This is a genomic window from Succinatimonas hippei YIT 12066, assembly GCF_000188195.1.
Classification (GTDB): domain Bacteria; phylum Pseudomonadota; class Gammaproteobacteria; order Enterobacterales; family Succinivibrionaceae; genus Succinatimonas; species Succinatimonas hippei.
This window is the reverse complement of record NZ_GL830946.1, coordinates 15512-33655: the sequence shown is the minus strand read 5'-3', so window position 1 is coordinate 33655 and position 18144 is coordinate 15512. Positions and strand designations below refer to the sequence as shown.

General features: G+C 41.4%; 18 protein-coding genes. 6 read left to right on the top strand and 12 right to left on the bottom strand.

The annotated features are described in order from the left end of the window. Positions 1 to 112: 112 nt before the first annotated feature. Positions 113 to 436 carry a YqcC family protein gene (locus HMPREF9444_RS01025; protein WP_009142450.1) on the bottom strand — a complete coding sequence of 108 codons (324 nt, stop codon included), beginning with the start codon at positions 434 to 436 and terminating at the stop codon, positions 113 to 115. Between the two features lie 55 nt (positions 437 to 491). Here HMPREF9444_RS01025 and HMPREF9444_RS01020 point away from each other — a divergent pair, with 55 nt between their 5' ends. Then, complete coding sequence (locus HMPREF9444_RS01020) at positions 492 to 860, top strand: hypothetical protein (RefSeq protein ID WP_009142449.1); 369 nt, start codon at positions 492 to 494, stop codon at positions 858 to 860. Here HMPREF9444_RS01020 and ruvX read toward each other — a convergent pair. The 5 genes from ruvX to galE all read right to left on the bottom strand — a co-directional run bounded on the left by ruvX (position 857) and on the right by galE (position 5488). Next, positions 857 to 1279 carry a Holliday junction resolvase RuvX gene (gene ruvX / locus HMPREF9444_RS01015; RefSeq protein WP_009142448.1) on the bottom strand — a complete coding sequence of 141 codons (423 nt, stop codon included), beginning with the start codon at positions 1277 to 1279 and terminating at the stop codon, positions 857 to 859. The genes HMPREF9444_RS01020 and ruvX overlap by 4 nt on opposite strands. Next, the gene (locus HMPREF9444_RS01010) at positions 1276 to 2070 is read right to left on the bottom strand and encodes an ATP-binding protein (protein ID WP_009142447.1); all 795 of its coding nucleotides are present in this window, start codon (positions 2068 to 2070) and stop codon (positions 1276 to 1278) included. The genes ruvX and HMPREF9444_RS01010 overlap by 4 nt, the downstream gene beginning before the upstream one ends. Positions 2071 to 2246: 176 nt before the next feature. Beyond that, on the bottom strand, positions 2247 to 3401 hold the full coding sequence (gene galK, locus HMPREF9444_RS01005) for a galactokinase (protein WP_009142446.1): 1155 nt from the start codon (positions 3399 to 3401) through the stop codon (positions 2247 to 2249). 15 nt (positions 3402 to 3416) lie between these two features. Further along, the gene (locus HMPREF9444_RS01000; protein WP_009142445.1) at positions 3417 to 4457 is read right to left on the bottom strand and encodes a UDP-glucose--hexose-1-phosphate uridylyltransferase; all 1041 of its coding nucleotides are present in this window, start codon (positions 4455 to 4457) and stop codon (positions 3417 to 3419) included. Between the two features lie 11 nt (positions 4458 to 4468). Continuing rightward, positions 4469 to 5488 carry a UDP-glucose 4-epimerase GalE gene (gene galE, locus HMPREF9444_RS00995; RefSeq protein WP_009142444.1) on the bottom strand — a complete coding sequence of 340 codons (1020 nt, stop codon included), beginning with the start codon at positions 5486 to 5488 and terminating at the stop codon, positions 4469 to 4471. 356 nt (positions 5489 to 5844) lie between these two features. Between galE and HMPREF9444_RS00990 the strand changes: the two genes are divergently transcribed. The 3 genes from HMPREF9444_RS00990 to HMPREF9444_RS00980 all read left to right on the top strand — a co-directional run bounded on the left by HMPREF9444_RS00990 (position 5845) and on the right by HMPREF9444_RS00980 (position 8674). Next, positions 5845 to 6837 carry a substrate-binding domain-containing protein gene (locus tag HMPREF9444_RS00990; protein ID WP_009142442.1) on the top strand — a complete coding sequence of 331 codons (993 nt, stop codon included), beginning with the start codon at positions 5845 to 5847 and terminating at the stop codon, positions 6835 to 6837. Between the two features lie 413 nt (positions 6838 to 7250). Continuing rightward, positions 7251 to 8282 carry an LpxL/LpxP family Kdo(2)-lipid IV(A) lauroyl/palmitoleoyl acyltransferase gene (gene lpxL / locus HMPREF9444_RS00985; RefSeq protein WP_009142441.1) on the top strand — a complete coding sequence of 344 codons (1032 nt, stop codon included), beginning with the start codon at positions 7251 to 7253 and terminating at the stop codon, positions 8280 to 8282. Then, positions 8279 to 8674 (top strand): conserved domain protein, encoded by a 396-nt coding sequence (locus HMPREF9444_RS00980; RefSeq protein WP_009142439.1) that lies wholly within the window; start codon positions 8279 to 8281, stop codon positions 8672 to 8674. The genes lpxL and HMPREF9444_RS00980 overlap by 4 nt, the downstream gene beginning before the upstream one ends. Positions 8675 to 8720: 46 nt before the next feature. Here HMPREF9444_RS00980 and glnE read toward each other — a convergent pair whose 3' ends face one another. Together glnE and HMPREF9444_RS10405 are read right to left on the bottom strand one after the other, a co-directional pair. Further along, positions 8721 to 11669 carry a bifunctional [glutamate--ammonia ligase]-adenylyl-L-tyrosine phosphorylase/[glutamate--ammonia-ligase] adenylyltransferase gene (glnE, locus tag HMPREF9444_RS00975; protein ID WP_009142438.1) on the bottom strand — a complete coding sequence of 983 codons (2949 nt, stop codon included), beginning with the start codon at positions 11667 to 11669 and terminating at the stop codon, positions 8721 to 8723. Positions 11670 to 11692: 23 nt separating this feature from the next. After that, positions 11693 to 12772, bottom strand: a complete 1080-nt coding sequence (locus HMPREF9444_RS10405) for a CYTH domain-containing protein (protein WP_009142437.1) — start codon at positions 12770 to 12772, stop codon at positions 11693 to 11695. Between the two features lie 350 nt (positions 12773 to 13122). On the opposite strand from HMPREF9444_RS10405, the gene HMPREF9444_RS00965 reads away from it, so the two are divergent. Both HMPREF9444_RS00965 and HMPREF9444_RS00960 read left to right on the top strand, forming a co-directional pair. Continuing rightward, complete coding sequence (locus tag HMPREF9444_RS00965; RefSeq protein WP_009142434.1) at positions 13123 to 13776, top strand: TIGR04211 family SH3 domain-containing protein; 654 nt, start codon at positions 13123 to 13125, stop codon at positions 13774 to 13776. An 11-nt stretch (positions 13777 to 13787) separates the two neighbouring features. Further along, positions 13788 to 15071, top strand: a complete 1284-nt coding sequence (locus tag HMPREF9444_RS00960; RefSeq protein ID WP_009142433.1) for a multifunctional CCA addition/repair protein — start codon at positions 13788 to 13790, stop codon at positions 15069 to 15071. Between the two features lie 43 nt (positions 15072 to 15114). On the opposite strand, the gene HMPREF9444_RS00955 is transcribed toward HMPREF9444_RS00960, so the two are convergent. From HMPREF9444_RS00955 to tsaD, 4 genes are read right to left on the bottom strand one after another with little or no spacing between them, the layout of a single operon-like run. Continuing rightward, a complete protein-coding gene (locus HMPREF9444_RS00955; protein ID WP_009142432.1) occupies positions 15115 to 15951 on the bottom strand; it encodes an undecaprenyl-diphosphate phosphatase in 837 nt (278 codons plus the stop codon). Between the two features lie 2 nt (positions 15952 to 15953). Further along, positions 15954 to 16493 (bottom strand): 2-amino-4-hydroxy-6-hydroxymethyldihydropteridine diphosphokinase, encoded by a 540-nt coding sequence (gene folK, locus HMPREF9444_RS00950; protein ID WP_009142431.1) that lies wholly within the window; start codon positions 16491 to 16493, stop codon positions 15954 to 15956. A 1-nt stretch (position 16494) separates the two neighbouring features. Next, on the bottom strand, positions 16495 to 16854 hold the full coding sequence (gene folB, locus HMPREF9444_RS00945; RefSeq protein ID WP_009142430.1) for a dihydroneopterin aldolase: 360 nt from the start codon (positions 16852 to 16854) through the stop codon (positions 16495 to 16497). Further along, a complete protein-coding gene (gene tsaD, locus HMPREF9444_RS00940; RefSeq protein ID WP_009142429.1) occupies positions 16854 to 17867 on the bottom strand; it encodes a tRNA (adenosine(37)-N6)-threonylcarbamoyltransferase complex transferase subunit TsaD in 1014 nt (337 codons plus the stop codon). The genes folB and tsaD overlap by 1 nt, the downstream gene beginning before the upstream one ends. Positions 17868 to 18144 lie beyond the last annotated feature (277 nt).

Here is an 18144-nt window from a genome sequence, read left to right as displayed (position 1 = left end):
GATGGAGCTATTCTATCTCAATCTTAATTATTAAGCAAAAACATTTAAGCTTATTTTTTATTTTTAATTTTAGCTTTTTACAAGGACAATTAAATATATAACAAACAATTAACTATTTAAAACATTCGTCAAGCTTTCTTAACACACCGATTAATTTGCGATATTTTGCCCAATTTCCGCGCCAATATTCTTGAGCTGCAGTATGAAGAAGCATTTTTGAAGGCAAAGGTTTACCTTCTTTTATCATCTGACGCATTTTAGCAACCAGCACATATTCAAGCCACTGGTGAAATTCCATGGTATCAATACAAAACGGAGCAGTACTTAAAAAAGCCTGAGCACGAGGTCTTTTCTTTTCCCCTCCCCAATGCTCCAAGGCTTGTAACTCATGTTCAATTTCATCTAAAATTGCTGAGATTTTATTAATATCATGCATATTTATCACTTTATCCAATTTGAAATTAGAACGATCATACTAAAAAGGATCGAGTATGACACAAGATTCAACTCAAAATACTATTAATGAATTGCTGAAAATTGCCGCCGAACTTACGGCAAAAGGTATTACCCCGGGAGTTGCAACCTTAAAAACTCACTTAAACAAGCCCGTATCATTACCTCTTATCATCGAAGCGGTTAAGCTGTGGAAAACTTTAGATAAAGATTCTATAAAACAAGCCGTTAACTCTGTGTTAAACAATGCAGATAAACCGACTTCGCAAGTAATGAATGAAGAAAATTCAACATCTGCTTCAAACGAACTTAGTGAACTTAAAAATGAAATAAGTTCTTTGCGCTCTGAAATTGAGTTACTGCGTCATGAAATCGGTAATCTTACCGCTGCGCTGAAAAACCTTTAACCGCTCACGGCCTTTTCTTCAAAAAAGGCCTCTAAAATTAGAGCAGCTGAAACGCAATCTATTTTGCCCTTACTTGCAAGTCCTTTATAGCCGTATTGAGAGAAAATCCTCTCTTTGGCATCTGCAGTGGTTAAGCGCTCATCTTTAAAATAAACTTTTAATTTAAATTTATCCGCAAGACGGTTTCCGAATTTCCTTGCCTTAAAAGTAAGCTCTTCTTTTGTCCCGTCCATATTTATAGGATAGCCTACCACAATATAAGACGGCTGCCATTCTTTAAATAAAGCATTTATCTGATCGGCATTGGGAATACCGTCACGAGCTTTTACAGCTTCAAGAGGAGTTGCCGACATTGTGAACTCATTGCCTACAGCAACACCGATACTGTTAATTCCGAAATCAAAAGCAAGAACACTCACGCTAAAGCCCTTCCGTTAAAGCGAATCGGATTACGACGACTGCCGCCTAATAAAGACTCCGCAATAACAGAATAATCTTTCATTGATTCAAAGCAATGAGTTCCTATGCTGTTATGCAGACTCTCAAACGGAACAACGGTAGTTATAACCATAGATAAACCGTTGTCATGCCGAGTACGAAGCAGTTCTGCGACGATTTTTTGATCAAAAAGCTGCAATCCTTCATGGTTTTGGCACAAACCGTCCAAGATCAAAAGTTTGACAGTACAAAAACGTTCCCAACGATCGTTTCTTTCAATACGCTCTTCACGATCTTCACTTTGATTAAACAAACGGCTCTTTTTAAGCTCATCAAAATAAATGAGCTCCACGCTTTCAGGAGATGATTTCAAACGCTCATTGGCTATTGCCGTAGCCAGCACAGATTTACCCGCACCCTCGGCTCCCTGAATGATAAGCAGCATCGGCATGGTTGCATCATCTACTGCATAACAGAACCCTTGAGCTGTTCCGATAGCTTTTGAATTAAGCTGATCTTTTATTATCGTGTCAAAAGTATATTTTGCGTCAATGCGTCCGGATTTATGGATTTTGTTTATAAGGCTTTTAAGATCGGCTTTTCTGCTTTGCTCTATCTCATAGGCGGCAAGAGCAGCCTCACGCTGCTTCATTACCTTAAAATCAAAATTCGGATCTTTTTCAAGTTTTACTTTGATCTTCGAGATATCTTCAATAGTATCGATTAGTGCCTGTACTGCATCAATACTGTTTTTCCCGTTTTTTTCTGCCATCAATCTACTCCTAAATTAGCTAAATTGTAGCAAAAAGAACTTAAACAGTTAATTTTTTAACCATTACTCATCTTAAAAGATAAAGTATTAAGTTTTTCAACAGAAAATCATACCTAAAAAACAAAAAAGCCTCCTTATACTTAAGCACAAGGAAGCTTTTTTACTAAAAACTCAAATTACAGAGCAGTAAAAGTTGCACCGTCAAAAGCATGAGTCTCAATGACAGTAGCTTTACGCCCTGAAATTGCTTCATACTTAGCATCAATTGCAGCTTTTACAGCATCGACCTTTTCAGGCTTGAGAACAGCAACAACGCTTCCGCCGAATCCGCCGCCGGTCATACGGACTGCAGCGTTTTCACCGATTGCTTCACGAATGATCTCAACCAAGCCGTCAATTTCAGGAACAGTAATCTCAAAGTCATCGCGCATTGAGCAATGCGATGCGTACATAAGTTCGGCAAGACGCTTTAAATCACCCTTGGTAAAGGCTTCAACTGCGGCTAATGTACGATCGTCTTCAGTGATTACGTGGCGAGCTCTGCGGTAAGTTACATCATCAAGCTCCGCTTTCTTGGCATCAAGCATATCCATAGTAGCATCACGCAATGCTTTTACACCTAAAACTTTAGCTGCATTTTCGCATTGTTCGCGACGCTCATTATATTCACCGCCTACAAGCTGATGTTTTACATTGGAATTTACAATCAAGATTTCCAATTCCTCAGGAATATGAACCTGAGTCTTTTCAAGAGAGCGGCAATCAATAAGCAAAGCACAGTCTTTCTTGCCGCAGGCAGAGATAGTCTGATCCATAATGCCGCACTTGCAGCCAATGAAAGCTTCTGCTGCCTGACCGATTAATGCAATGTCCTGCAAATCAATATTAAGACCGAAAGCGCAGGAAATAAGGTTGCCGAAAGATACTTCCAATGAAGCGGAAGAAGACAAACCGGCTCCTAACGGAACATCACCGCAAATTGCCAAATCAAGGCCTTCAAACTTATAGCCCTTCTTAGCAATAAGCATGGTAACGCCGCGCAGATAATTGCTCCAAAGTTTATCCGGATGCTTATCCATATCAACAGTAACGGTAAACTCATCACTGTCGCCATTTACGTCTGCAGCGAACACGCGCATTTTATCAGTGCCGTTTTTACGGGCAGCAATAGCAGTACCGAACTTAATTGCACACGGCATAACGAAACCGTCATTGTAATCGGTATGCTCACCGATGATATTAACACGGCCCGGGGCATAAGAAAGCATAGTAGGCTCAGTGTTGAAATGTGCTTTAAAAGCCTCGATTGCTTTTGTTTTTACGTCGTTCATATTTAACCTTTTTAATTAACGTTTAGTGTAATGTACTTCGCTTAATGCCTGTAAACGGGCAGCGGCCTGTTCAGCAGTAAGATCGCGCTGTTTCTCAGATAAAAGCTCAAAACCTGCGACAAACTTCTTAACTGTAGCTGAACGTAAAAGAGGCGGATAGTAATGTGCATGCATCTGCCACTCAGGATGCTCTTCACCGTCGGCAGGTGCATTGTGCCAGCCCATGGAGTACGGGAAAGAGCACTCAAACAGATTGTCATAACGGGTGGTAAGCTTCTTGATAATAAGAGCCAAATCATCACGCTCGTTATCTTTTAACTGATTGATTGAAGCAACCGGGAATTTTGGCAGAATCATTGTTTCAAACGGCCAGAAAGCCCAGTAAGGAACCAGAGCTACAAAGAACTCTGTCTCACAGACAATACGCTCTTTCTTTTCAAGCTCGGCTTTAACGTAATCGAGCAAAAGCTTTGACTTGTGCTTTTCAAAATATGCTTTCTGCTGCTTTAATTCTTTAGTTATTTCCTCAGGGAGGAATGAGCAAGCCCAAATCTGTCCGTGCGGATGAGGATTGGAGCAGCCCATGATAGCGCCCTTGTTTTCAAAAAGCTGTACCCATTTATAAGTCTCGGACAACTCCGTAAGCTGAGAAGCCCACAAATCAACGACGGAGCGAATCTCATTGACTTCCATAACAGGCAAGGTCTTGGAGTGATCGGCTGAGAAACAAATAACGCGGGCAGTACCGCGAGCCGGCTCCAATTTGAAAAGATCATCACCTGCAGGTCCGTCAAGCGGGGTATCCGGGGTTAAGGCAGCAAAGTCATTAGTAAAAACGAAATTACGCTCGTAATCCGGGTTTACGTCTCCTGACACACGGGTATTACGCGGGCAAAGGTAGCAGTTAGGATCATAAGAAGGCTTCTTATCATCGGCTGCTTTTTCGACCTGACCGTTCCAAGGACGCTTTGCACGATGCGGAGAAACCAAAATCCATTCACCGGTCAAAGCGTTGTAACGACGGTGCGGATGTGAAGTTGCATCAAACTGGCTCATAAAAATACCTCTTAATCATCGTAACCGTTAGGGTTGTTCTTTTGCCAATTGTAAGAATCGCGAGTCATATCATCTAAGGTAAGCTCTGCAGTCCAACCGAGCTCTTCTTTAGCACGGGAAGGATCGGCATAACACTGAACCACATCTCCGGCGCGTCTTGGAGCAAACTTATAAGGAAGCTCGCGGCCGATTGCTTTGGAAAAAGCCTTAACCATATCTAAAACGCTGTAACCGATACCGGTGCCTAAGTTATAAATATGGACTCCGCTCTTATTAAGGCAATGCTTAATAGCAGCAACGTGACCTTTAGCCAAGTCGACTACGTGAATGTAATCGCGGATGCAGGTACCGTCTTTAGTAGGGTAATCGTTGCCGAAAATATTAAGGCAAGGAAGCTTGCCTACTGCGACCTGAGTAAGGTAAGGCATAAGGTTATTGGGAATACCGCGCGGATCTTCACCTATAAGACCCGACTCATGAGCGCCGACCGGATTAAAGTAACGTAATAAAGTAACGGAAAATTCAGGAACGGCCTTCTGCAATTCCTCAGACATATATTCAATGTCTACCTTGGTTTGACCGTACGGGCAATTGGCGCGTTTAACCGGAGAATTCTCAGTCAAAGGAACGCTGTCAGGCTCACCGTAAACAGTGGCTGATGAAGAGAAAATAAAGTTGTGGCAATTAAAATCGCGCATCACGCCTAACAAAATGCGTGAACCGTTAACGTTATTATCATAATACTCAAGCGGCTTTTTAACGGACTCACCTACAGCTTTTAAGCCTGCAAAATGAATGACACCGTCAATTTTGTTCTCTTTAAATACCGCTTCAAGCTGTTCTCTTACGCGGATGTCACCGGCGATAAACGGAACGTGGCGTCCGCAAATTTTATTGATACGAGCAAGTACTGCAGGTTTTGAATTGCTGAAATTATCGAAAATAATAGGATCGTATCCTGCTTTAACCAATTCGATAACAGTATGGCTGCCGATATAACCTGCGCCGCCGGTAACAAGAATAGTAGTCATTTATTTTCTCCAAAATACGGCAGATATGCCGATGTAAACGTTTACATTATAACCCCCGCTGACTCCAATACAACTAAAAAAACGGACTTTTTAAAAATTTACGGTACAGATCTCATTTCTTATTTCTAAAATTAAAAAAAGCGTAACTTTCCTTCGCTGTGCAACAAAGAACCGTAAAAAAACGTGCTGTTAATCTTAATTTTTAAAATTCATCCGTTTTTATCGCGGCGTTAACAAATTGTTTCAATTTCTGTCATTCCCGCTTTATATAGAACAAATAAAAAACTTTGTGTGGAAACGTTTTCACGATAAGATTAAAATAAAAATTGATTTATTAAAACTATTAAGGAAAAAGAATGGCAACCATTCGAGATGTCGCTAAAAGAGCTAATGTTTCCGTGGCCACGGTGTCGCGTGTTTTAAACGGCTCGCCCAAAGTCAGCAAATCGGCACGCGAGGCTGTACTCTTGGCAAGACGCGAACTCGGATTTTATCTAAATGCCAACGCTAAAGCGTTAGCCAAACAAGATGCCGACGTCATAGGGCTTGTGGTCTCCGACGTTTCCGACCCTTACTTCGGAATCATGGCCAAAGAATGTGAAAATGCAGCATATGAAAAAGGCAACTCCCTGCTTATCTGTCAGGTATTTCACGATCAAACTCGTGAAAGAAAAGCAATTGAAAAACTGTTATCCCATCACTGTCGCGGGATTGTAGGCCACTTTTTAACACTGCCTGACGAAGAGCTGAAAAGCTATATGGAGCTGGTTCCGAGCCTTGTTTTAGTCAATCGTACTCTTGAAGGTTTTGAAAATCGCTGCGTAAATGTCGATAACCGTTACGGAGAAAAACTGGCGGTCAACGAACTTATAAATAACGGGCATAAACAAATCGTTTATATAGGTTCAACGCATAAAATTCTGGACCGTATCGAGCGTGAAAGCGGTTATAGAGAAGCAATGGAAGAAGCCGGACTTACAGTCGATGATAACTACATCATTGAAGTAGAACCCTTCCTGGAAGGCGGGGCAGAAGCTGCAAATATTTTATTATCAAGAAATCTGAAATATACGGCTGTCGCCTGCTATAACGATACCATTGCAATCGGACTTATGGCTGAGCTTCATAATCACGGAATAAATGTTCCTGATGACGTATCTATTGTCGGATTTGACGATTTATTCCTATCACGCTGCTTAAATCCGCCTTTAACGACGATTTATCACCCCATTTCGTTAATGAGCAGATCTGCCGTTAATTTGTCAAATTCCTTATACCAGGGGAATAACTACGATTTACCCGAGTTTAGACTTGAACTTATAAAAAGAAATTCAGTTAAACGCATTTAACGGCATTTCCTTTCAAAAAACGAAAATTTTACGCTAAAACAGCCTTATTGCCGCTATCTGTTTTTTTACCGCTGCTTGTTCTGTTTATAACAAGACTTACTTGTCGATTTTTGACGGTAATCTCTATAGCTACTGGAAACATAACTATTTAAGTGCATAAGCAAAATCTAAAAAGAGCAGGATATTTTTACTCAATATTTTACCCGCCTTGCAAAACATTCCAATTTTAAAACATGCGACAATATTATTAAGCGGCAAAAAAACTATTAAAAACCTGATTTACGCTATGCCCTTTAGCTTGAAGAACCCAAGGTTTGAAACTAATCTTTTTGATAATAGACAAGAGTAAAGCAAATAACTTAATCAAAAAAGATACGTAGGGTATAATCAAAATATTGAATTTAGGGCTAAACATGACACAGAAAAAAATATCATTACATACTTCTTTTTCCAAAAGACAAAAACAACATAGAACAGTAAACCGTGATAAAGGCTGGGGCAAAGGTTTAACTGAAAAAGCCGTATTTACCCGTAAAATGCTTTACCCGACTTTTTGGGGAGCCTGGTTTGCTATTTTTACTTTATATTTAAGCGTTAAATTAATTCCCTATCCTCTTTTAATGAAGCTCGGCAAAGCCCTCGGTAAAATAATGGCTCGAGTTATTAAAGGCAGACGTTACATTGTTGACTGCAATTTAAAGCTGGCCTTTCCGCAAATGACCGAACAAGAACGCAGTGTACTTGCAGAAAAAATCTTTGAAAACTCGGGAATGGCGGTCTTCGAAACCGGCATGGCCTGGTTTTGGTCTGACAAAAAGATTTTAAAATATACCATTATCGATGATGAAGAATTAGAACGTGCCCGCGCCATCGCCGCAAGTGATGCAAGGATCTTGGTTTTAACCTGCCACTTCGTCACGCTTGAACTTATGGCCAGAATGTACGCGCTTACCATCAAACCCGGAGTCGGAGTTTATCGTCCGTCCGATCATCCCGTATGGGAATACGCCCAGGTAAAAGGGCGTTTAAAATCCAACCTGGCTTTAGTTGACCGAGCCGATCCGCGTACCATGATAAGAGCTTTAATGAAAAGCCTGCCGATATGGTATGCCCCCGATCAGGACTACGGTCGCAAAGTTTCTATTTTCGTCCCCTTTTTTGCTGTAGAAAAAGCCGCTACGGTTACCGGAGTTCACGATTTATCCAAAATAAAAAACACATTAGTTCAACCATCTTGGACAATTCGTGTCAAAGACGGTTATCGTCTTTATGTTTCGGCACCTCTTGATAACTTTCCTACAGAAGATGAAGTTGCCGATACCGCGCGCTGCAACAGAGTTATCGAAAATATGATAAGAATTGCTCCCGAGCAGTATCTATGGCTGCATCGCCGCTTTAAAACAACGCCCGAAGGAGAGCCGTCCCGCTATCCGGAGATTAAATGATGAAAAAGATTTTTTTGCTTATAAGCGCTACCGGAGCTTTCCTTCTCTCCGGATGCGTAAGTGATTTTGAACGCAATATCGCTTATAAGGTTATAACTTCCCTGCCGCAGGAAGTTGAAGGATGTGAATTTATTGCCGATGTTGACACCACACCGCGGGCTACAGTCAATAATGCCCGTTTTGATTTAAAGCTGCAGGCAGCTAAATTAGGTGCTACCCATGTGGTGGAAACCCACGCCTATGCTGCACCTATAGGTTTATATTTTTCACCTGATATAGGCGTCGCGCTATCAGGACGCGCTTACATCTGTCCTGAAGGCATCGGACCTAAAATTTATGAAGGTCCGCGCATTCCCGGAGCCCCGCGACCAGCGCTAAGCGATAAAAACTGATAAGCTGCAAGCAAAAAACTTTAAAGGCGGGTTTGCCCCGCCTCTTCTATTTTAGAATTTGATGCTTGATATCGATCTTGATACCGGCGCTTAAATCCTCTTCCTCTTTAGCAAAAAGCTTACGCCAAATTCTTTCAACATCAGCACATTCTTTAGGTTTATCCTCAATTGCCACGATTCGCGGCAAATCGGCTAAAGACACGCGATGATAATAGCCGCGAATTGCAATATAGGCATCTTTTAAAGTCGTAACATCTGCTTTTGATAAAATATTAAGTCGAGAACACTCATCAAGAATACGCACGTTATCCGACCATAAAACCATGTCAGGATGCTTGGGAGCTTCGCGAAGCAGAAGATATTGCGCAATAAATTCAATATCAACCATACCGCCGCGTCCTTGCTTCAGATCAAAAAGAGTCTTACCGCTTCTATCAAGATGATCGCGCATCTTACAGCGCATGGCAAAAACATCTTGTTTTAACTTTTCATCATCGCGCGGCATGCGCAGTACTTTACTTCTGATATCCTCAAAGCGATCCATGACTTTATGCGAACCGGCTATAGGTCTTGCTCTTACCAGAGCCTGATGCTCCCATGTCCAAGCCCTCTTTTCCTGATATGCCTCAAATGCTGCAGTATCAGTAACAAGCATGCCCGAATCTCCGTCAGGGCGCAAGCGCATATCCAAATCATAAAGGACACCGCCGGACATTCGCGTTGTAGACAAATGCAAAAGTCTTTGTACCAAACGCTGATAGAACATAGAACAAGGTACGCTGTGATCGCCTTCGGTCATTGAATCGTCAATATCGCGGATAAACACCATATCAAGATCTGATTTATAACCGAGCTCGATTCCACCTAATTTACCGTAACCGATAATGGCAAATCCCGGATCGGCAGCACTTCTCCCGGGAGGCGTACCGAAACGTTTAACAGTCTGATTCCACGCAAGAATCGAAATTTCACGAATCAAAGCCTCGGCAAGCCAGGTCAAAGAATCGCTTATTTTCATTAACGGCAAGCTTTCCGCCCTATCGGACATGGCAATGCGCAGCACCATTATTTTTTTGAACAAACGCAATTCTTCCATCTGATCTTCTAAATCATCAGGATCAATACGCAGCAATTTTTCTCGCAGCATCGCCATATATTCATCAGGCTTAGGCGGTGCATTTAAATAATGCGGAGCGATTAATTCATCAAGCAAAATAGGATGCGCCGAAATAAGAGATCCGGCAAAGGCATTATCTTTTAACAAAGATATAAGTCTTAAGCAGGCTTGATGATTTTCACTTAAAAGCTGCAGATAAGTAGTACGTAATGCCACCTTTTCTATTAAAAGACCTACTTTTTTAAACAAAGCCGGAGGGTCATCATCTGCCGCTATTTCCTTAATCAAAAACGGCATTAAATAAACCAAGGTCTTACGGCCCACCGGTCCCATCGGCAGTCTTACAAGCAATCTTCTTAGTTCATCAACTGATTTAGCATAGTCAAGAGCTTTTTTAGGATCTTTCATCAAAGGCTCAAGCACCTCTGCCATCTCATCAAGCGATAAAGTCGACTCCCAAAGTTCGGCACTGTCGCGATCTACGGAATGATCCGCATCAGGCTCATCACGAATTACCTTACAGAATTCTTCATGAACTTCATCCATAACAGCCTGCAGCTCTGCTTTAAGTTCGGCAAAACTTGCCTTATTCATAGCAATGCGGCAGCGCTCCTCATCACGAAGATTCTGCGGCAAGCTTTGGATCTGCTGATCGGCAAATTCCTGAATAGAATTCTCAAGACGTCTTAAATAAATATAATTCTCATCAAGCCGCTTGCAAACATCACTTGGCAGAAGCTGCAATTTATCAAGCTTTCTTAAAGTAACGCGCAATGAACGTTCGGATAATTCAGGAATGCGTCCTCCGCGCATTAACTCAAAGACTTGAGCTATAAACTCAACTTCGCGTATTCCTCCGGATCCCAACTTGAAATTACCGTTTAAGTTTCGGCGCCTTACTTCTGCTTCTATCATATGTTTAAGTTTGCGCAATGATTCGATAGCGCCGAAATCAAGATAGCGGCGATATACAAAAGGGCGAAGCATCTCTATAAGTTCACCGCCGTAATCGCCCCAGTCGTCTTTTGTTCCTAAAAGTTTGGCTTTAACCAGAGCATAGCGCTCCCAGGTACGTCCTTGCGTTTCATAATAAACAGAAAGAGCGTCAAAACTATGTACCAAAGGACCGGCATCACCGAACGGACGCAAGCGTAAATCAACGCGATAGCAAAAACCGTCAACCGTAGTATCGGATAACAAATTTGATACGCGCTGTACTATTTTGGCAAAAAATTCCTGATGGGAAATAACACGGCTGCCGCCCACCGTCTGCCCGTCATAAGGATAGGAAAAAATCAAATCCAAATCTGAAGAAAAATTAAGCTCTCCTCCGCCGAGCTTGCCCATACCGAAAATTAAAAGCGGCATCTCTTTACCGTCTTTATCAAAAGCATTGCCGAAAACATTAGATAAAGATGCTCTTACAACCCTAACTGTCTGCAAAACGATAGCTTCCGCAAGATTTGATAAAGATGTAAAGATTTCCTCAATATCCGCCCTTCCGGTAAGATCACGCCAAGCAATCGGCACCATTGAGCTGCGGCGCAGAATACGCAGTCGTTTTTTAAGCTCAATATCGGAAACTCCGGAAACTATTGCCGCCTTAACGGCTTCTTCCCGATTTAAAGAAAAGCTGTCGCTTTCGATTGCCCCTTTTGCTATAAGCTCAAGACACGGCTTAGGAAATTGAATTAAAGTTTTAGCAATAAAGTCCGACATGCCGAGGACATAATTTAAATCTTTTTGCTCGCATAACTTAGCAAAATCCTCAGCGTCAAGACGCTTTTTCAAACGATCGGTATAAATGGAGGCTTCTTTTTGCAAAACCTCCGGCAAGTCGGGAAGATTATCTTTATTCGGAACAATTGAGTACGGCATTATTCTTCCTTAGCGCCGCTCAATCATTTTTCGTAGGCGGCAGCTATCTTATTGAGCAAAACTCTGATGCGCAAAGGCAGCATATAAAGTTTAGTTTTACCGATTTTAGCGCGTAAAACTTCGACAGTAGACGCAATTTCATGTTCATCTATAGCAAATGCCACATTTAAGAACTCACCTTCAAGTGCATGCATATATTTATACATACGCATTAAGATGGCGCGCAAGTCTTTTATTTCTTTTAATAACGGCTTGATTTGCTCTGACGGGAAAGCCATTTTAAGCTCACGCTTTAATTCTTTTAAAGCTTTATTAATTGCTTTTAAGGTATAGCTTATATAGCCTAACACCGCAGGATTTTGCTTTACCATCAAAAGACCAATCATCTTTTCAAACATAATGATGAGGCCGATAAGAAAATCGCTTACATTATGCGGTCCCGAATCGGGAAGTCTTATCATATTGCGCTCGTTACGCAGCAAAACGGCAGCCTTATGCATCTTAGAAAAGGGCTCTAAAGTCATAGCTACGCCCTTTTCATCCAATGCTTTTACCAAATTTAAAAAGGCATCAAGCAGCTCTTCTTCAGACAAAGATGCTTCTTTTAACTCAACCTCAAGCTCATTAATAGGATATTTGCCGCCCTCATATAATATTCCGCCGCGATCATAACTTACTTCAAACAAGGCTTCTCCGTATCTGAAATCATAACTGTGGCGGGTAAAGTCAAGTTCACAATCTTTGCGCAGTTTTTTCTGCAGTTGAGCAATATCCGTGCCGTCAGGGAAAGCATCAAGCGGAAATAAAGACAAATCAGGTTTTTTAGCATTGTCATCAATACGAACATTATATTCATTTCGTACATGCACGCCGGCAATATTGGATCCGCGAATTTTTAAAGTCTGTTCCGTATACTCATTGGCTTTACGAATGCGCAAACCTGCCTGCATCTCGTAAAAATCACGTTTATTGGTATCAAAATAGATATTGGTCAGATTATCGACATGCTCATTTTCTACCTTTCCGATACTCTGCAGAATCTTTCTTAAATTAGTACAAACTCCGATAACCCCGAATTTAAGTTCTATTTCCTTACCGTTCATATAATCGTCCTTTAAAAAATATTTGCAACATAATAACAAACAGATAATCCTTGCGCACTTTAAAAAATGTTAAATTCTTGTAAAGTGCATGAAAATTCAGCATTTTTGCTGATGAAAAATCTTGGGAAAATGCCAAAAAATGATATGATTATCTAATATGTTACATAAGTTAAAGCACTGTTGCGGAACAAAGCATTCATTAAGTGCGGAGCAGTAAACACTTTATAAGCATCCGGGTTTATCTTAATTAAAAATGCTTTCGTCAATGACATTACCGAACAAAACCGATAAGTTTTGCATAAGTGCTAAAAACTCCTGCTAAAGCAGAGAGTAAATAAAAAGGAATTACCGTGTTTAAATCAAAAACCGCTTTTACATTTATCTTTGCCTTACTATGTTTTTTAAATTCTGCCTTTGCCGCAGAGTCCGATAATGCCGCACAAGTGCCCACTCAGGGAGAGACGATTTACGTATCCGATCATAATCGTATCTGGACCAGAAGCGGCCCCAGCTCCCGCTATCGCATCAACGGCTCGGTACGTATCGGCGATAAACTCACCTTCCTTGAAGAGCGCGGCAAGTTTTACAAAGTGAAAAGTGAAGACGGAAAGGAATTCTGGATGCAATCCGACACCCTGCAGGTAGAGCCTTGCGGCTATACTTACACGGAAGATCTGCAAAAACAGGTAAAAGAACTTACTTATAAGCTTGAAAACTACGATAACGAACTTTCGCGCAATTACCAAACCGCCCAAAAGCGTCTTGAACGTCTTGAAAAAGAAAACGCCGGCATGAAAGAGGCTATTTTACAAAAAGATGCAACGATTCAACAACTTGACGAACAGCGACGCAGTTATGCCGAGAGCCTTGAGACCAAAGATTTGGATATGCAGATGCGTTGGTGGATGCAAGGTGCTATGATCGCATTAGGCGGTGCGATTTTAGGTGCAATTTTCATTTTTATTCCCCGTCCGCGTTTAAAGCGCAGACGTGATCGTTATTAATAAGGATCCTAATGCAAGAGTATTTAGTCGGCGGAGCAATTCGTGATCAATTATTAAAAATTGACGGAGCAGATCGCGATCACGTAGTCGTAGGTTCTACTCCTCAAGAAATGCTCGATTTGGGATTTACCCAAGTAGGCAATGACTTTCCGGTTTTTATCCACCCTAAAACCGGAGAAGAATACGCTCTTGCCCGTACTGAAAAGAAGCAAGGACACGGTTATACGGGGTTTGTTTGTTCCTTTGATAAAGACGTAACCCTTGAAGAAGATCTGCAGCGCCGCGACCTGACTATCAATGCGATGGCCATGGATAAAAACGGAAAAATAATCGATCCTTACGGTGGGCAAAATGATTTAAACAATAGAATTTTACGTCATGTTTCCCCTTCTTTTATCGAAGATCCTTTAAGAGTACTGCGTGTCGCGCGTTTTGCCGCCAAACTCCATTATTTAGGTTTTTACATCGCCGATGAAACTATTTCTCTTATGAAAGAGATTACGGAATCTGGCGAACTGTCAAGCCTTACGCCTGAACGCATCTGGATAGAAACCCAAAAGGCGCTTAACACGTCCGATCCTCAAATCTTCTTTATTATTTTAAGAAAAATCGGCGCCTTGAAAATAATTTTTCCTGAAGTAGACGCTCTTTTCGGAGTTCCCGGACCTAAACGCTGGCACCCCGAAATCGATTCGGGAATTCACACTTTTATGACGTTAAGGCGCATAAGCCTTGAAACATCCGATCCTAAAACCCGCTTTGCCATGCTATGCCATGATTTAGGCAAAGCTTTGACTCCTAAAAATGAGTGGCCGCACCATCATAATCACTGTGCTTTAGGAGTGGAGCCGCTAAAACAATTATGCAAAAGGTTAAAAGTACCTAAAGATTATGAAGAGCTCGCCTATATCGTAGTGTTTCACCACTCATATATGCATCATCTTTATCGCAACGGCGCAGAGGGCATCGTTAATTTACTTGATGAACTTGATGCATGGCGCAGACCGCAGCGCATAAAACCTTTCGTACAATGCTGTAAATGCGACTTTTTAGGAAGAAAAGGATTTGAAAACCGCCCTTTTCCGCGTGCGGATTACTTCCTTGCTATCTTCAGTCTCTGTCTTTCTGTTAAAGCAGGTGAATTTATTTCCCAAGGCTGTACCGGTAAAGATATCGGTATAAAGATGCACGAAAAACGCGTTGCCTTAGTCAAGGAATTTATGAAAATGCTGCCGCAAGGTGAAATTGACGACAGCCTTAATGAAATGCCTCCGATTTCTGAGTTTAAAGATTAAACTTACTGTAAGCCATAAGGCGGAAAATGCCGCCTTATGACTATCAATGGATGAGGTACAAAAGCAAAGATCCAAGCAACAGACGATAAATAACGAAAACAGCCATTCCTGACTTTGAAATAAATTTCAGGAAGCAATGAATTACGATAAGCGCAGTGATAAAAGAAATAAACACGCCGACAAAAATCTCAAGCGGAGCAGCATTTAACTCAGGATATTGAACGATCTTAATTCCCTCAAGAAGACCCGAGGCTAAAATAACCGGAATAGACAAAAGGAAACTAAAACGTGCCGCAGATTCAGGGCGCATGCCTAAAAACAATCCTGCAGTAAGAGTAATACCGGAGCGAGACGTTCCGGGAATTAAAGCCAAAGCCTGAACAAATCCGATAATCACAGCCTGAGTTAAGGTCATTTTTCTTAACGAATCTGAACGCTCGTCCATATTAACCACATTGTTCCAGCAGAACTTGCGATTAATATAAGAGGCAAGACCTAACAACAAGCCGAACCCTATTGTGGTATAAGCTATAACATGAATAGATCTTGCTACAGATGAAATTTGAGATTCAAAAAGGAAACCGCATAGCCCTGCAGGAATAGTTGCAATGACAATAAACCAGCCGATTCTGCTTTCCGGGGTATTCTTCCTTTCAACTAAAGATCTAAGTACTGCAAAAGTAATTTTTACCAAATCTGCAAAATAATAAATGATTACTGCAAGCAGCGTTCCGATATGCACAGCCACGTCAAAGGCCAGGCCCTGATCGGGCCAGCCTAGGATTTGACTTGGAAAAATAAGATGTGCACTTGACGAAACCGGTAAAAACTCAGTGATGCCTTGAAGAAAAGCTAAGACAAAAATTTGAGTTAAGGTCACAATTATTCCTTAGTCCAGGAAGGAGCCGGTACTTCCCAGTCAAAATCAACTTTATTAACCTTCATTTTTTCAGGCAAACGAGGCTCCATTTCTTGCCACAACTCGGAAACTCGCACCTTTAAAAGCGGATGAATAAAATCAGGATCGATCTCACACAGCGGACATAATACGAAAGGATAATCCTGAATATCATGGCGCGGAAGTTTACACGGCTCGGTAGTTACTAAATCGCCATAGACCAAAACATCCACATCCAATCGACGCTTAATGCCGAAATTAGTTCCGTTATGAAACATCATTTCTTTTCCTGCTGATAATTCAATCTCGGCAAGCTTGGCGACCAAATCATCAAGAGACAAATCACAATCTCCGCCGATTACAATATTATAGTAATCAGGCTCGGCCTCACGAACTGGACGGCTTTCCCAGACAGAGGAACACTTTACGTTTGAAAACAAAGCAGAAAGCTCTTTTTTAGCAAAACGCAAAGCGTTATCACGATTTAAATTCGAACCTACACCCAAGTAAACTTTAGTAGTCATCTTATCTTCCTCTATTACATCTGGTAATCTCTATACCTACGCCTAGAGCTTCTTTAACTGCTTTCGGCTTTGATAATCTTAAAGTCACTGAAGACGGATTAAACTCCTGCAAAATTTTTGAACAAAGTTCTTCAGCAAGTTCTTCAAGCAAAAAAGCTTTTCGCTCCTTTGCAAAATCAAGACAAAAAGAAGCGACCCTTGCATAATTAATGCTCAAATTAAGATCGCCTTTTTCACCTGCCTGTTTTAGCGAATGCTCCATACAAACATCCATAATAAGAGGTTGTTCATGAACACGCTCATCAGGCAAAATTCCGATAATACAGGAAACCTTAAGGCCGTTTATAAAAATTTTATCCATTATAAAGCCTTTAAGGAATCAAGCGGCCAACGCGGAAAAACGTCTACTCCGAGAGTTCCGATTTGCCCTGCTTTAAATCGCATCATTCCGGCAAGAGCAATCATTGCTCCGTTATCGGTACAAAATTCGCGACGGGCAAAAAATGCCTTTCCGCCGCGGCTTTCCATTAATTCAGATAATAAAGAGCGTATGGCAGTGTTGGCGCTGACGCCTCCGGCTACAACCAAAGTATTAAGCCCCGTAAGGTTTAAAGCTCTTTCACATTTATGCCGTAAAGTATCGGCAACGGCATCAGTAAAGCAGCGCGCAATATCAGCCTTTTGCTTTTCTAAATCAGTACTTGCATGTACGGCGTTTAAAACCGCCGTTTTAAGTCCGGCAAAACTGAAATCACAATTAGGCCTATCCAGCATCGGCCTTGGGAAATGATAGGCTTTGCTGTTGCCGGTTTGGGCCAACTTTTCAAGACCGGGGCCCCCGGGATACGGAATACCTAAGAGCTTTGCTGTTTTATCAAAGGCCTCACCTGCCGCATCATCAACCGACTGACCTAAAAGCTCATAAGATCCCGGTTTTTCAACTTTAATGAGCATAGTGTGTCCGCCGGAAATAAGTAAAGCGACAAAAGGAAAAGTCGGGGCAGGATCCTCAAGCATCGGTGCAAGCAAATGACCTTCCATATGATGCACCGGAACTGCCGGAATATTTAAAGCATAAGCAAGAGCTCTTGCTTCCGTTGCGCCTACCAATAAAGCTCCGATTAATCCGGGTCCTGCCGTATAAGCGACGGCACAAAGATCATGCATGGAAGTTTCAGATTGTGCTAAAACTTCTCTTACTAAAGGAACAACTCTTTTTATGTGATCGCGGCTTGCAAGTTCCGGAACCACCCCGCCGTATTCGGCGTGCATGGCAATCTGAGTATGCAGGACATGACCTACAAGACCTTTTTCATCATCAAAAACGGCCACGCCGGTCTCATCACAAGAACTTTCAATTCCTAAAATACGCATTAATCAAAACTTCATAAAAAAACACACAACATTGTTCATTTTAACAAAAATGCTTGAACTTAAGAGATATTTTAATTTTTATAATTTTAAAATCAAAATTACAAGTTAATTTCCTTTGTTGATAAGTTCTATTGCACGAAAAATAACTTTTAGAACAAGTTCGCTGGTCAAAAGAGCATCCCTATTTTCTATAGCCTGCAAGATTTCTTTTGGGGAATTTAATAAATAAAATGATATTTACTTATTTAAAGAAGTTTTCATGAACATCAAGTTACAT